This window comes from Dactylosporangium sp. NPDC048998, assembly GCF_043197855.1.
Classification (GTDB): domain Bacteria; phylum Actinomycetota; class Actinomycetes; order Mycobacteriales; family Micromonosporaceae; genus Dactylosporangium.
In genome coordinates, this window is record NZ_JBICTV010000001.1 from 277,290 (window position 1) to 291,948 (window position 14,659).

10 protein-coding genes are annotated in these 14,659 nt (G+C 72.5%); 7 read left to right on the forward strand and 3 right to left on the reverse strand.

Going from position 1 to position 14,659, the window contains the following annotated elements; translation table 11 throughout:
• Positions 1-121 precede the first annotated feature (121 nt).
• The 6 genes from mnmA (at position 122) to gatA (ending at position 9,685) form a co-directional block, all read left to right on the forward strand.
• Positions 122-1,195 (forward strand): tRNA 2-thiouridine(34) synthase MnmA, encoded by a 1,074-nt coding sequence (mnmA, locus tag ACGFI8_RS01320; protein WP_392798279.1) that lies wholly within the window; start codon positions 122-124, stop codon positions 1,193-1,195.
• A gap of 13 nt (positions 1,196-1,208) precedes the next feature.
• Entirely contained in the window at positions 1,209-2,180 is a 972-nt protein-coding gene (locus ACGFI8_RS01325; protein ID WP_392798282.1) for a methionine synthase, read from the forward strand.
• 38 nt (positions 2,181-2,218) lie between these two features.
• Positions 2,219-4,321: an NAD-dependent DNA ligase LigA gene (gene ligA, locus ACGFI8_RS01330; protein ID WP_392798284.1), complete on the forward strand. Its 2,103-nt coding sequence runs from the start codon at positions 2,219-2,221 to the stop codon at positions 4,319-4,321.
• A gap of 1,424 nt (positions 4,322-5,745) precedes the next feature.
• The gene (locus tag ACGFI8_RS01335) at positions 5,746-7,815 is read left to right on the forward strand and encodes a putative bifunctional diguanylate cyclase/phosphodiesterase (protein ID WP_392798287.1); all 2,070 of its coding nucleotides are present in this window, start codon (positions 5,746-5,748) and stop codon (positions 7,813-7,815) included.
• A gap of 81 nt (positions 7,816-7,896) precedes the next feature.
• Positions 7,897-8,196: an Asp-tRNA(Asn)/Glu-tRNA(Gln) amidotransferase subunit GatC gene (gene gatC, locus ACGFI8_RS01340; protein WP_360369302.1), complete on the forward strand. Its 300-nt coding sequence runs from the start codon at positions 7,897-7,899 to the stop codon at positions 8,194-8,196.
• Positions 8,197-8,209: 13 nt separating this feature from the next.
• Positions 8,210-9,685: an Asp-tRNA(Asn)/Glu-tRNA(Gln) amidotransferase subunit GatA gene (gene gatA, locus ACGFI8_RS01345; protein WP_392799584.1), complete on the forward strand. Its 1,476-nt coding sequence runs from the start codon at positions 8,210-8,212 to the stop codon at positions 9,683-9,685.
• A gap of 39 nt (positions 9,686-9,724) precedes the next feature.
• Here gatA and ACGFI8_RS01350 read toward each other — a convergent pair whose 3' ends face one another.
• Positions 9,725-9,901: a DUF4236 domain-containing protein gene (locus ACGFI8_RS01350; protein WP_345124978.1), complete on the reverse strand. Its 177-nt coding sequence runs from the start codon at positions 9,899-9,901 to the stop codon at positions 9,725-9,727.
• A gap of 78 nt (positions 9,902-9,979) precedes the next feature.
• Here ACGFI8_RS01350 and gatB point away from each other — a divergent pair, with 78 nt between their 5' ends.
• Positions 9,980-11,473 (forward strand): Asp-tRNA(Asn)/Glu-tRNA(Gln) amidotransferase subunit GatB, encoded by a 1,494-nt coding sequence (gene gatB, locus ACGFI8_RS01355; protein WP_392798290.1) that lies wholly within the window; start codon positions 9,980-9,982, stop codon positions 11,471-11,473.
• Positions 11,474-11,751: 278 nt separating this feature from the next.
• On the opposite strand, the gene ACGFI8_RS01360 is transcribed toward gatB, so the two are convergent.
• Positions 11,752-13,440: a metallophosphoesterase gene (locus ACGFI8_RS01360; protein ID WP_392798293.1), complete on the reverse strand. Its 1,689-nt coding sequence runs from the start codon at positions 13,438-13,440 to the stop codon at positions 11,752-11,754.
• The gene (locus tag ACGFI8_RS01365) at positions 13,437-14,621 is read right to left on the reverse strand and encodes a PQQ-dependent sugar dehydrogenase (RefSeq protein WP_392798295.1); all 1,185 of its coding nucleotides are present in this window, start codon (positions 14,619-14,621) and stop codon (positions 13,437-13,439) included. Before ACGFI8_RS01365 ends, ACGFI8_RS01360 begins: the two co-directional genes overlap by 4 nt.
• Positions 14,622-14,659 lie beyond the last annotated feature (38 nt).

Consider the following 14,659-nt stretch of genomic DNA (forward strand, 5'->3'; position numbering starts at 1 on the left):
GGGAGGAACGGTCCGCAGGTGGCGCGGACCCGAGCCATGAAATCCCGGATTCTCGGCCCGGAGGCGCCACGCGTTGCGGCACGCGCGGAGGCGTGGCGTGGCGCGCCGGTAGGCTGGTGGCGTGAGAGTGCTAGCGGCGATGTCCGGCGGGGTCGACTCGGCGGTCGCGGCCGCCCGGGCGGTGGCGGCCGGGCACGACGTGACCGGCGTACACCTCGCGCTGGCGCGCAACCCGCAGACCTATCGCACGGGCGCGCGCGGATGCTGCACGCTCGAGGACGCGCGGGACGCGCGGCGGGCCGCGGACGTGATCGGGATCCCGTTCTACGTCTGGGACATGGCCGAGCAGTTCCACGAGGACGTGGTGGACGACTTCGTGGCCGAGTACGCGGCCGGGCGCACGCCGAATCCGTGCCTGCGGTGCAACGAGAAGATCAAGTTCGCGGCGGTGCTGGATCGCGCGGTCGCGCTCGGGTTCGATGCGGTCGTCACCGGGCATCACGCGCGGCTCGGGGCGGACGGGCTGCTGCGGCGCAGCGTGGACCTGGCGAAGGACCAGTCGTACGTGCTGGCGGTGCTGACCCGCGCGCAGCTCGACGGGGCGATGTTCCCGCTCGGGGACTCCACGAAGGCCGAGGTGCGCGCGGAGGCGGCGGCGCGGGGGCTGGCCGTGGCCGACAAGCCCGACAGCCACGACATCTGCTTCATCGCCGACGGCGACACGAAGCGCTTCCTCGCCGAGCGGCTCGGGCAGGCGCCCGGGGACATCGTCGACGCGACGACCGGGGCGGTCATCGGGCGGCACGAGGGCGCATATGCGTACACGGTCGGCCAGCGCCGCGGGCTCGACCTGCGGGTGTCCGCGCCCGACCGCAGCCCGCGCTACGTGCTGTCGATCACGCCGGTGACCAACACCGTCACGGTCGGGCCCGTGTCCGCGCTGGACGTGTCGACCGTGGTGGGGGAGCGGCCGGTCTGGACGGTGCCCACGGAGCGCGAGGTCGCGTGCCAGGTGCAGATGCGTGCGCACGGCGAGACGGTTCCCGCGTCCGTGCGGCTGGAGGAGGGGCGCCTCGTCGCCTCGCTCGGACGTCCGGCGCGCGGGATCGCGACAGGGCAGGCGATCGTGTGCTACGAGCCCTCGCCGGACGGCGACATCGTGCTCGGCTCGGCCACGATCTCGCAGACATCGTGAGTTCGGAGCAGACGTGACGTCCTTCCCCTGGCCGGTCGGTTCCGCCACCGGCATCGGCTCGATGCCCGGCACCGACATCGCCGAGGCGCAGCGCATCGTCCTGGGTGAGCTGCCCGACCTGCCGCACCTGCCGGAGCTGCCCGCGCGCGGCCCGGGCGCGGACATGATCGGGCGCGGGGGCGCGTTCCTGGTCGAGCTGCCGATCGAGCTGTACGCCGCGCGGTGGCGCATGGCCGCCCGGCCCGGTCACGATCTGCGCGTCGCGCGCGACCTGCTCGAACGCGACCTGGACACGATGACGGAGCAGGCCGCCGAGTTCGCCGGCGTGTTCAAGGTGCAGGTGCCCGGGCCGTGGACGCTCGCCGCCTCGCTCGGGCTGCCGATCGGCGGGCAGGTGCTGCGCGACCCGGGCGCCTGCCGCGACCTGGCGGAGTCGCTCGCCGACGGCGTCCGCGCGCATGTCGCCGAGGTGCGGGCGCGGCTGCCGCACGCGACCGTGCTGCTGCAGCTCGACGAGCCGTCGCTGCCGGCGGTGCTCGCGGGGCGGGTGCCGACCGAGAGCGGGTTCGGCACGCTGCGGGCCGTGGACCCGGCCGTCGCCCGGACGGCGCTGTCGGGGGTCATCGCCGCGGCCGGCGTCCCGGTCGTGGTCCATTGCTGCGCCTCCTCGGTACCGCTGGAGCTGCTTCGCGAGGCCGGCACCCTCGGCGTGGCGCTGGACCTTTCGCTGGTGCGTGACCTCGATGCGCTGGGCGAGCAGCTGGACGCGGGCATGGGGCTGTTCGCCGGGGTGTCCGGGCGCTCGTCGGCGGACCTGGCCGGTCAGGTCCGCGACCTGTGGCGCAAGCTGGGCTTCCCGCTCAAGACGATGGCCGCGCAGGTGGTCGTCACGCCGCCGTGCGGGCTGCCGGCCGACGGCGGGGCACGCTCGGCGCTGACCGCGGTGCGCGAGGCCGGCCGCCGGCTGACGGACGACGCCGAGTAGCGGATTTTTTGTCGTACCCCAGCGGTAAGTTCACTGTCATGACCGAAGCACAGGCCGAACCGACGATCGAGGCGCGTGAGCGGCACGCGGAGCTGTCCCGTGAGCTGGACGAGCACCAGTACCGCTACTACGTGCTCCAGTCGCCGGCGGTCGACGACGCGGTCTACGACGGGCTCATGCGCGAGCTGGAGGCGATCGAGGCGCAGTTCCCGTCGCTGGTCACGCCCGACTCGCCCAGCCAGCGAGTCGGCGGCACGTTCTCGACCGACTTCGCCGCCGTCACGCACCGGGAGCGGATGCTCAGCCTCGACAATGCGCTCGACGAGCCCGCGCTCGACGCCTGGGTCGAGCGGGTGGAGCGGGATGCCGGCAGCCCGCCGCGTTACCTGTGCGAGCTCAAGATCGACGGGTTGGCGCTCAACCTGACCTACGAGAAGGGGCGGCTCACCAGGGCCGCGACCCGCGGCGACGGGCGCACCGGCGAGGACATTACGCTCAACGCCCGCACCATCCGCGAGATCCCCGAGCACCTCGCCGGCGACGGGGTGCCCGACCTGCTCGAGGTGCGCGGCGAGGTGTTCTTCACCCTGGAGGGGTTCCAGGAGGTCAACGCCGCGCAGGTGGCGGCGGGGGAGCAGCCGTTCGCCAACCCGCGCAACGCGGCCAGCGGCAGCCTGCGGCAGAAGGACCCGCACATCACCGCCTCCCGGCCGATGCGCATGCTGGTGCACGGGTTCGGCGCCCGGGAGGGGTTCAACCCGGCCAGCCAATCCGAGGCGTACGAGATGATGCACGCCTGGGGGCTGCCGACCTCCCAGCGGTGGCGGGTCTACGACGACCTGGCCGGTGTCAAGGCGTACATCGCGGACTACGGTGAGCGGCGCCACAAGCTCGAGCACGAGATCGACGGCGTGGTCGTGAAGATCGACCAGATGTCGATCCAGCGCCGGCTCGGCTCGACCAGCAAGGCGCCGCGGTGGGCGATCGCGTTCAAGTATGCGCCCGAAGAGGCGATGACCAAGCTGATCGACGTGCAGGTCAACGTGGGGCGGACCGGGCGCGTCACGCCGTTCGCCGTGATGGAGCCGGTGTATGTCGGCGGCGTCACCGTCCGGCAGGCGACCCTGCACAACGCCCAGGAGGTCGTCCGCAAGGGCGTGCTCATCGGCGACACCGTCGTGATCCGCCGCGCCGGTGAGGTGATCCCGGAGGTGCTCGGCCCGGTCGCCGACCGGCGCGACGGCACCGAGCGCGCGTTCGTCATGCCGACCGAGTGCCCCTCCTGCGGCACGACGCTCGCTCCCGAGAAGGAGACCGACGTCGACATTCGCTGCCCCAACGCGCAGCACTGCCCGGCCCAGCTGCGCGAGCGGCTGTTCGCCCTGGCCGGCCGGGCAGCGCTGGACATCGAGGCGCTCGGGGCGGAGGCCGCGGCGGCGCTGCTCGAGTCGGTGATTCCGAACGAGAGCGAGCTGTTCGACGTCGACGCCGAGCGCCTCGCGCGCTCCCCGTTCTTCGTCAACAAGAACGGTGCTCTGGGCTCCAACGCGCTCAGCCTGCTGGCCAACCTGGAGGAGGTCAAAGAGCGCCCGCTGTGGCGGGTCCTCGTCGCGCTCTCCATCCGCCATGTCGGCCCGACCGCCGCGCAGGCCCTGGCCAACTCGCTCGGCTCGATGGACGCGATCGCCAACGCCACCACGGAGGAGCTCGTCGCCGTCGAGGGCGTCGGCCCGACCATCGCGCGCGCCGTGCACGACTGGTTCGCCGTCGACTGGCACCGCGACTGGGTCGCGCGCTGGGCCGCGGCCGGCGTGCGCATGGAGGAGGAGCGCGTCGACACCGGGCCGCGCCCGCTGGAGGGCATCACGGTTGTGGTGACGGGGTCCCTGGATCGGTACTCCCGAGACCAGGCCACCGAGGCCGTCACCTCGCGCGGCGGCAAGGTCTCCGGTTCGGTGTCGAAGAAGACCCACTTCGTGGTCGTCGGCGAGTCCCCCGGCTCCAAGGCGGAGAAGGCCGCGTCCCTGAAGGTCCCGATCCTCGACGAGGCCGCCTTCGAGATCCTGCTCAGCAAGGGTCCTGATGCGGCTCGCTCGGCTGTGCAGGCGGTGGACGGCGAGGAGGCGCCGGCGGGGGAGTAGGCACGGGGGGTGCGGTTCCTGGGCGGTTCCAGGGAGCAGGTGGGGCGGGGGTGCGGCCTCCTCGGGGCGCTGTAGGTGAGTGGTGGGCGTGGTCGGCCGGCTCGCGCGGTGACGCCGCTCCCGGTGGCGGGTGCGTTGCTGAGAGCGACCGTGGATCGGCTGCCAGCGGCAGTCCGTGAGCAAGTCTCCGTGATCATGCGCCCGGCAGCCGCGGTGCGCGGGGTCGTCCGTGATCACGGAGTGAACGTGCTGCTCCTTGTACATGTTCACTCCGTGATCACGGCGAACGTGCCGGCCGGTCGGCGCAGGTCGCAGGCGCGGCCAGCGCCGCCCGGACCTGGCTTCTCGCGATGTCAACGGCCCATTTGGCGGTCGCTCTGAGTTCCGCTGTGCCTTGGCAAGGCTTGCGGGCCGCGATGATCAGTTCCAGGTCCGTGGGCGGCCGCCTGGCGCGACCCCGGCCGCCCGGCCCCGCCCGGACCCCGGCTGCCCAGGCACTGCCGCTCGGACCCTGCCGCACGTCAGGGCCCCGGCCGTCCGCCCCAAACCTGGCTGTCCGGCTCTGGCCCAGGCCCGGCCCCGCTCGGCACGACCCTCGACCCCTGCCGCCCGGCACGACCCTTGCCGCCCGGCACGCGGCCCCCGACCCCGGACTCAGCCCCCGGGTCCCGTCGGCGGGACCCGGCCGCTGACCGGTCCCCGGCCCTGTCCATTCCCGGGCCGGCCCGGTCCGACCGCGGCTGCCCGGCCGCCGGCCCCGGCCGCCGGCCCCGGCCGCCGGCCCCGGCCGCCAGGCCGGACTCCGGTCCCTGGCCCGGCGCGGCTGCGGTCTGCACGGCCGCGGTCGCGGTGTCGATCGGCGAGGGCGAACGAGCCGGCGGCCCGCAGCCACCAGGGCTGGTGCGGCCTGGCGCGGCGCGCCCCGGCCCGGCGTGCCCGGCCCGGCGTGCCCGGCCCGGCGTGCCCGGCCCGGCGTGGCCCGGCCCCGGCCGTCCGGCACGCCCCGAGTTTCCGAGCCGCGCCGCCGGCGCACGTCCGGGCGCTGCTGTGGCGATGTCCGGGCCGCTCACACCGAAGAACCGCCCTGCGGTCGAGGCCGGCAACCCCGCGGAACGCGTATTCGCAACCATCCGGGGACGTCGGAGAGTAATCGCTTCAGTATGACCGCGTAACTGTATCAATGCCGTTACTCCGGTCAATGTGTGACCATCACGTTAAGTTGGCAATCGGTTACGCGGTAACGATATTTAAGCTGATCTGTCCACTGTGGCATCGCCCGGTCGGTTGAATAGCGCGACGTTTCTGCATCGATTCGGCATCCTTTCCTGATTTATCCATGGCTGAGGGTGCAGGCTCGCTAAGCGTCCGAACGATGTCGTACGGCCCGCCAGGCGAGCCGGCGCCGAACAGAGAGCGGGGACCGGATGGAGCAGAGCGCGCTGCGCAACGTCGCGCCGCCTCGGCATCGACATCGGTTCTTCGCGTACGTCGCGGTCGTCATCGGGGTCGCCGCCGTCCTGCTCGTGCTGAGCCTGGCGCGGGAGGGGCTGCCCGCGCACACGGACCCGGCGTTCTGGGTGTTCGCGGGGCTGGCCGTGGTCGCCGACACGCCGCCGTTCGTGCAGGGCGGGCGCGAGGAGTCGGAGCCGACGTTCCCGTCGGTGTGCTTCACGTTCGCGATCTTGATCGCGTACGGGTGCGCGCCCGCCGTGGTGGTGCAGCTGGCGGCGGTGGTCGTCGCGGCGGTGTGGCAGAAGCACGCGCTCTGGCGCGCGGCGTTCAACGCGGCGCAGTACATGCTGTCGTTCCTCGCGGCCGCGCTGCTGCTGCCGGACGAGCCGCGCGGGGGCGCGCACGAGCTGCTCGGCGGGGTGGCGGTGCTGTGGGTGCTGGCCGGCGCGGGCGTCTGGTTCGTGGTCAACAACCTGCTCGTGTCGACCGCGGTGTGGCTGCGCTTCGGTGGCGGCTGGCGGGCGGGGCTGTGGCGGGCGGTCGTCGCCGACGCGCTGCCGACCGGCGCGCTGCTGCTGTCCGCGCCCGGGCTGGTGGCGGCCGCGCACGTCGACGTGTGGCTGGTGCCGCTGGCGCTGGTGTCGCTGTTCGCGGTACGGCGGATGACCAAGCTCGCCGCTCAGCACGTCCGGGCCGGGCACCTCGACCCGCTGACCGGGCTGGCCAACCGCAAGGCGCTCGAGCGCGCGGTCGCGGGCGCGCTGCACGAGCACGCCGAGCGTGCCGAGGGCGGCGCGGCCGAGCGGCGCCTGGCCCTGCTGCTGCTCGACCTGGACGCCTTCAAGCAGGTCAACGACGCGCTCGGGCACCGGGTCGGGGACCGGCTGCTGGTCGAGGTCGGCGAGCGGCTCACCGCGGCCGCCGCCGCGTCCGGGGACGACATCCTCGTCGGGCGCCTCGGCGGGGACGAGTTCGCCGTGGTGATACCGCACCTGCGCGACACCGCCGACGCGCGCCGGTGCGCGGCGGAGATCATGTCGGCGCTGGCCGAGCCGGTGCTGCTGGACGGGCTGCCGATCGACGTCGGCGCGTCGGTGGGCGTGGCGGTGTACCCGGAGCACGGCACCGACTTCGCGGAGCTGATGCGGCACGCCGATGTCGCGATGTACGACGCGAAGGGCCGCGGCGACAACCTGGCCGTGTACGCGCCCGAGTCCGACCACAACTCGCCGGAGCGGCTGAGCCTGCTCGCGGACCTGCGCCGGGCGCTGGAGTCCGGGCCGGACAGCGGCATCGAGCTGTACTACCAGCCCCAGGTCGCGCTCGCGACCGGGGCCGTCGTCGGGGTCGAGGCGCTGCTGCGCTGGCGGCACCCAGACCGCGGGCCGATCGACCCGGAGGAGCTCATCCGGGTCGCCGAGCACAGCTCCGTCATGCGCCTGCTCACGCTGCGCATCGTCGACGAGGTCATCGGCCAGCTCGCCGCGTGGCGCAACACCACGCCGGCGGCCGAGAGCGTACGCGTCGCGGTGAACGTGAGCGTGCGGGACCTGCACACCGGGGAGATCGCCGACCGGATCGCGGCCCGGCTGCACCAGATGTCGGTCGACCCCTCGCGGCTGGAGCTGGAGATCACCGAGAGCGCACTGATGGCCGACCCGCGCCGGGTGCTCGCGACGCTCGCGCGCCTGGAGAAGCTGGGCGTGGCGATCGCGCTGGACGACTTCGGCACCGGGTACTCCTCGATGCTGCACCTGCGCCGCCTCCCGCTCGCCGAGGTGAAGATCGATCGTTCGTTCGTGCTGGGCGTGGCGACCGACCCGGACGACGCCGCGATCGTGCGCTCGATGATCGATCTGGCCCGGGCGCTCGGGCTGCGCGTCGTCGCGGAAGGCGTCGAGGACGAGCGCACCTGGCGGATGCTCGTGGAGGCCGGCTGCGATCTGGCGCAGGGCTGGTACTTCGCCCGCCCCATGCCCCCGACCCAGCTGCTGGACTGGCTGTCGAAACGGAACCGGTCCACCGTCGCGCACAGCGGGTGACACCCACGAAATAGACTCGTCGGGTCGACGCCGGCATGTCACGCTGCGTCGAAGCCGACGACCTGAAGGAGAAACGCGCCGATGGCCACGATTTCCCGCGAGGAGGTGGCGCATCTCGCGCGCCTCGCGCGGCTTGCCGTCACCGATGAAGAACTCGACACCTTCGCCGGGCAGCTCGACGTGATCCTGCAGGCCGTCGCCCAGGTGGGCGAGGTCGCCGCGGCCGACGTGCCGCCGACCTCCCACTCTGTGCCGCTGACCAACGTCTACCGCGACGACGTCGTCGTGCCCGGCCTGGTGCGCGAGGACGCCCTGGCCGGCGCGCCCGACGCCGAGGAGAACCGCTTCCGCGTCCCGCGGATCCTGGACGAGGAGGCCTGAGCTCATGTCCGAACTGACCGACCTGACGAAGCTCTCCGCATCCGAGCTTGGCCGGCGCCTGGCCGCCCGGGAGGTGTCGGCGGTCGAGGTCGCCACCGCGCACCTCGACCGCATCGAGGCCGTCGAGAGCAAGGTCCACGCGTTCCTGTACGTCGACCGCGAGGGCGCGCTGGAGGCCGCCCGCGCCGCCGACGACCGGCTCGCCCGGGGCGAGGCCGCGGGGCCGCTGGACGGCGTGCCGATCGGCGTCAAGGACGTCATCACCACCCGCGGCGTGCCCACGACCGCGGGCTCGAAGATCCTCGAGGGCTGGCGCCCGCCGTACGACGCCACGATCATGACCCGCCTGCGCGAGGCCGGGCTCGTGATGGTCGGCAAGACCAACATGGACGAGTTCGCGATGGGCTCGTCGACGGAGTACTCAGCCTTCGGCCCGACGTACAACCCCTGGGACACCACCCGGATCCCCGGCGGCTCCGGCGGCGGCTCGGCGGCCGCGGTGGCCGCGTACGAGGCCCCGCTCGCCATCGGCACGGACACGGGCGGGTCGATCCGCCAGCCGGCCGCCGTCACCGGCACCGTGGGCGCGAAGCCGACCTACGGCGGCACCTCGCGGTACGGCCTGATCGCCTTCTCCTCGTCCCTGGACACGCCCGGCCCCTGCGCGCGGACCGTCGAGGACGCGGCGCTGCTCCACGCGGTGATCGGCGGGCACGACCCGCGCGACTCGACCTCGATCCCGCAGCCGGTGCCGGACGTCGTCGGCGCGGCGCGCCTCGGCGCGACCGGCGACCTCAGCGGCGTTCGCCTCGGCCTGGTCCGGGAGTTCGCCGGCGAGGGCGCCGAGCCCGGCGTCGCCGCGGCCTACCGCGAGTCGATCGACGCGCTGGTCAAGCTCGGCGCCGAGGTCGTCGAGGTGTCCTGCCCGAACTTCAAGTTCGCGCTGCCGGCGTACTACCTGATCGCGCCCAGCGAGTGCTCGTCCAACCTCGCGCGCTTCGACGGCGTCCGCTACGGCCTGCGCGCCGGCGACGACGGCAAGCACTCGCTCGAGGAGGTCATGTCGATCACGCGCGACGCCGGCTTCGGCCCGGAGGTCAAGCGGCGCATCATCCTCGGCACGTACGCGCTGTCCGCCGGGTACTACGACGCGTACTACGGCCAGGCGCAGAAGGTGCGCACGCTGATCAGCCGCGACTTCGCCGCGGCGTTCGAGGCCGCCGACGTGCTCATCGCGCCGACGACGCCGTTCGTGGCGTTCCCGCTGGGCTCGCGCACGTCCGACCCCTACCAGATGTACCTCGCGGACCTGTACACGATCCCGTCGAACCTCTACGGCGGGCCGGCCATCTCGGTGCCGGCCGGGCTGTCGGAGGGACTGCCGGTCGGCCTGCAGATCATGGCGCCGACGATGGCCGACGACCGGATGTACCGGGTCGCGGCCGCGCTGGAGTCGGCGCTGCCGGCGCTCACGCCGCCGGCGCTGTAGACCACGCGGCGGGGCGGCGCGCGCCGCCCCGCTCAGCGGTCACCCCCGGCTGCCCTGGCGCCACGAGAACGGGCCGGGCAGGTCCACGCGGTTCTTCCTGCTCCGCGAGTTCCACGACCAGGGGCCCAGCTTGAAGCTCCACGAGGAGAACCCCTCCTGCGTGAAGTGGAAAATGAAAGGGCCGAACTTCTTGCTCTTCCGAAACTGCACGGGCATGGCGTCGCTCCTTCCAGATGTGCGATGGATACCCAATGTCGTGCGTGGATACACCAAGGCTGAAAGCAGGCACTGACAATGAGCACCGTGACGCACCTGTCGTACGAGGAGGCGGTGGCCCGGTTCGAGCCGGTCATCGGCCTGGAGACCCACGTCGAACTCGGCACCAACACGAAGATGTTCTGCGGCTGCCCGACCGTGTTCGGCGCCGAGCCCAACACCCAGGTCTGCCCGGTGTGCCTCGGACTTCCCGGCGCGCTGCCCGCCGCCAACCGTGCCGCGATCGAGGCGACGATCCGCATCGGCCTCGCGCTGAACTGCTCGATCGCGCCGTGGGGCCGCTTCGCGCGCAAGAACTACTTCTACCCCGACATGCCGAAGAACTTCCAGATCAGCCAGTACGACGAGCCGCTGTGCGTGGACGGGTACCTCGACGTCGAGCTCGACGGCGAGCTGGTGCGCATCGGCATCGAGCGCGTCCACCTGGAGGAGGACACCGGTAAGACCCTCCACGTCGGCGGCGCCACCGGGCGCATCCACGGCGCGACCGAGTCCCTCGTGGACTACAACCGCGCCGGCATCCCGCTGGTCGAGATCGTCACCAAGCCGGTCCCCGGCACGGGCGCCCGCGCGCCGGAGGTGGCCCGCGCGTACGTCACCGAGCTGCGCGACGTCATCCGCACGCTCGGCGTCTCCGACGTGCGCATGGAGCAGGGCTCACTGCGCTGCGACGTCAACACGTCGCTCAACCGCCCCGGCGAGCCGTGGGGCACCCGCACCGAGACCAAGAACGTCAACTCCCTGCGCAGCGTCGAGCGCGCCGTCCGCTCCGAGATCATCCGCCAGTCCGGCGTGCTGGAGTCCGGCGGCACGATCATCCAGGAGACCCGCCACTTCCACGAGGAAACCGGTGACACCAGGTCCGGCCGCAGCAAGGAGACCGCGACCGACTACCGGTACTTCCCGGAGCCCGACCTCGTGCCGCTCGCCCCGTCCGCGGAGTGGGTCGCCGAGCTCAAGGCCGCGCTGCCGGAACTCCCCCGCGTCCGCCGCGCCCGCCTGCAGTCCGAGTGGGGCTTCTCCGACCTGGACATGCAGTCCGTCGTCAACGCCGGCGCCGTGGAGCTCATCTCCGCGACGGTCGAGGCCGGCGCCAGCGCCGCGACCGCGCGCAAGTGGTGGCTGGGCGAGCTGGCCCGCCGCGCGAACGAGACCGAGACGGAGCTCGACGCCCTGGGCGTCACCCCCGCCGCGGTGGCCGAGCTCCAGGCCCTGGTCGACGCCGGAAAGATCAACGACAAGCTCGCCCGCGTCGTCCTGGAGGGCGTCATCGCCGGCGAGGGCACCCCGGCCGAGGTCGTGACCGCGCGCGGCCTGGAGGTCGTCTCGGACGAGGGCGCCCTGACCGCCGCCGTCGACGAGGCGATCGCCGCCAACCCGGACATCGCCACGAAGGTCCGCGAGGGCAAGGTGGCCGCCGCCGGCGCCCTGGTGGGCGCGGTCATGAAGGCCACCGGCGGCAAGGCCGACGCGAAGACGGTCCGCGAACTGATCATCGCCCGCCTGTCCTGACCCACCGCTCGCCGCACCGGGCCGCCTCCGCGCGTCGGAGCCGGCCCGGCTGCGCTTTATCCGGTCGACGCCGCGTCCGCGCGGTGCCGCGTCCGCGCGACGTGCCGGATTTTCCGGAAATTTCGCTTTTGCTCCGGTCCGTGCAACTTGCGCGCCGTTGCTCCCGTCAGACAACGGTCGGCGCTGGCGCTCGCCCAGTCTGGCTCGACGAGGCTTCGCGCCGGTCGATCCAGACCAGGCGCTTCCTGCCACGTCCGCGGTGCCAAGAACACAGGCGCCTACGAGGACGGTGACGGCGCGGGCGCGGACGACGACGTCGAGGACGCCGGCGACGGCTCCAGGGTCGCGGGCACCTTCGTGTCCGGGGGAACGATGTGCCGCTGGAGCGAGACCTCCGTCAGCCCCGTACCGCCCACCTGGATGTCGTCGTAGGCGGAGAGGTGGCGCTCCTGATCGAAGTACAGGATGGACAGCGCGAGCGGCAGGGGCTTGGTGCTCTCGAGTCCGCGCAGGCCCGCGCCGCCCGTGGAGCCCTCAACCATCAGCAGCGTGCGCTCCTTCGGGGTTTTCGGCGCGGCCGAGGCCGATGCCGCGCCCGATGCGGACGGCGACGCCGCCGGGACCACCACGGGCGCGGCAACGGGCTGTTTGGCGTCCAGGCGCGACACCGAGCGCTGGTGCTTGTGCCCGGCCAGGACCAGCGGGCACACCCCGGCAAGCTCCTGCGCGGCGACCGGGTCGTGGACCATCGCGACGTCGACCGGCTTGTCGCTCGCGCGGATCTTGGCGGCTAGCAGGTCACCGGAGGTCACGACCTGCTTGTACTGCTCGTCGTTGGTCGGGTCCGTCGACTTGTCCGGCGTGAAGCGCGGGTCGCCGATGCCCGCGAACGTGAGGCCCTTCACCGTGACGATCGTGTCGTCGAGGACCATCGCGTTCGGCTGCCGGGCGACCGCGGCCGCGGTGACCGCCGAGTCGTGGTTGCCGCGGATGTAGAGGTAGGGGACCCTGAGGTTGCCGATGACGTTGACGTACGAGGCCTCCGGCTCCGTGCCCCAGTCGTTGATGTCGCCGGTGTCGACGATGATGTCGATGTCGAACTGGTCCGCGACCGAGCGCACCACGCCCCACGCCGCCGGGTTGAGGTGCATGTCGGAGATGTGCAGGACCTTCGTGGCGCTCGTGTCCGGCTCGTACACCGGCAGCGACGAGATCGTGCCGTAGAGCTTGCTGACGTTGAGCACGAGCTTCTGCAGCTGCGCCCGGTACTCCTCGTAGCGGTCGGTGATCCGCCTCGCGTCGCCGATGATGGCGGGGGCGTTGACGAGCAAGCCGCGGTACGTCGGCTCCTGGATCGCCGCCGGCCTGAACGTGAGCAGCGTCGCCGCGCCGGTGGAGGCGAGCACGCCGATCACGACGAGGCCCGCGGCCGCGGTCTCGCGCCGCCCCCGGAACACCAGCGCGACGAGGATCATCGCGCCGAGGATGCCGCAGCCGGCGGTCTGCATCGCCAGCCGGCGCACCCCCAGGTTGAGCTGGTCGACGGCGTCGTGGCTGATCTGTTCGAGGTTGCCGGACTTCGCGGCGAACGCGCGGGTGCGCGCCTCGTCGAGCGACTCCAGCCGGATCCGCAGGTGCGCGGGGCCGTCGTGGCTGTCCAGCTCGAGCGATCCGAGCGGCGGGATCTCCACCGACGTGGCGCCGGTCAGCGACGGCTCGAGCGACAGCTGCGCGCGGAAGGGGCCGATGTCCTGCGTCGTGCTACCGCCCAGTTGTACGCCGATGAGCATGCCGATGACCGCCACGACGCACACCAGCAGGCCGCGCCCGATCCGGCGTAGGCGCGGGTGCCGCGGCGTCGTGCGGGCGCCCGTCGGGTGGTGCCGCCGCCCGGCGGCCATGATGATCGCGCGGCGCCGGGCCCGGCGGTCGGCGACCGCCGCGCGGCGCCGAAACGGCGAGATCAACTCTTGCCGGCTTCGCCGACGTCGGAGATGACCAGGCGCAGGAGCTTGTCGTCGTCGGGCTTCGGGTCGCCGCGGCCGTCCTTGTTGGACGTCGACACCCACAGGCTGCCGTCGGGCGCGACCGCGGCCGCGCGGAGGCGGCCGTACTTGTCCTGCAGCAGCGGCGTGGGCGCGCCGAGCAGCCCGCCGCTCGCGGTCACCTGCATCACGTACAGGCGGGCACCCTTGAGGCAGGCGGTCACCAGGTAGCCGCTCAGATACGCCAGGCCCGAGCACGACGCCTCGGACGTCTTCCAGGTCTGGATCGGGTTGGTGTACTTCGGGTCGGTGCCCTTGCCCTCCACGACGGGCCAGCCGTAGTTCTTGCCGGCCTCGATCACGTTGAGCTCATCCCATTCGTCGGCGCCGAACTCGACGGCGTAGAGCCGCTTGCTCCCGTCCCACGCCAACCCTTGCACGTTGCGATGTCCGTAGCTGTACACCGCGGTTCCGAACGGGTTACCGGGCGCCGGCTTCCCGTCGGTCTGGATCCGGAGGATCTTGCCGGCGAGGCTGTTGAGGTCCTGCGCCGACTCGGGCTTGTTCGCGTCGCCCGTGGCCACATACAGGAACCCGTCGGGGCCGAACCGGATCTGCCCGCCGTCGTGGTTCCCCGCCTTCGGGATGCCGGTCAGGATCGGAGTCGGCGGCTGGCCGAGCGTGAGCTTCGCGACCCGATTGTCGTCCTTCGACGTGTAGTACACGAACACTGTCTTATCCGTGTCGTACTGCGGCGAAACCGCGATGCCGAGCAGCCCGCCCTCGCCACCGGGCACCGCCTCGTCGATCTTCTGCAGCTCCGCGACGAGCAGCCCGTCGGACGTGCTCTCCTTGCCGACCTTGAGGAGCCGCTTGCTGTCACGTTCGGTGACCAGTCCGGAACCGTCGGGCAGGAACGCGATGCCCCACGGCACCGCCAGCCCCTTGGCCAGCACCGTCACGGACACTTCGCCGCTGCCCTCGTCCGCGCCCGAGCTCGACGGCGACGGGTACGGCGACAGCTTCGGCGGCGACCCCAGCTCGTCCGGCGGCGGCGGCCCGAACGAACAGGCCCCGAGAGTCAGGACCGTGGCGGCCGCGCAGATGGCGGCCAGGCTCCGGCCGATGTGCCGGCCTGCGAAACGGTACGTCCGGGCGCTCACCCGGCCAAGCGTAGCGTTGCCCGGCGTCGCGCCATCTT

Bases quoted from the DNA above. Each gene is read 5' to 3' on its own strand.
- ligA (WP_392798284.1), top strand. From the start codon at position 2,219: ATGACCGAAGCACAGGCCGAACCGACGATCGAGGCGCGTGAGCGGCAC.
- ACGFI8_RS01335 (WP_392798287.1), top strand. From the start codon at position 5,746: ATGGAGCAGAGCGCGCTGCGCAACGTCGCGCCGCCTCGGCATCGACAT.
- gatC (WP_360369302.1), top strand. From the start codon at position 7,897: ATGGCCACGATTTCCCGCGAGGAGGTGGCGCATCTCGCGCGCCTCGCG.
- ACGFI8_RS01350 (WP_345124978.1), bottom strand. From the start codon at position 9,901: ATGCCCGTGCAGTTTCGGAAGAGCAAGAAGTTCGGCCCTTTCATTTTC.
- gatB (WP_392798290.1), top strand. From the start codon at position 9,980: ATGAGCACCGTGACGCACCTGTCGTACGAGGAGGCGGTGGCCCGGTTC.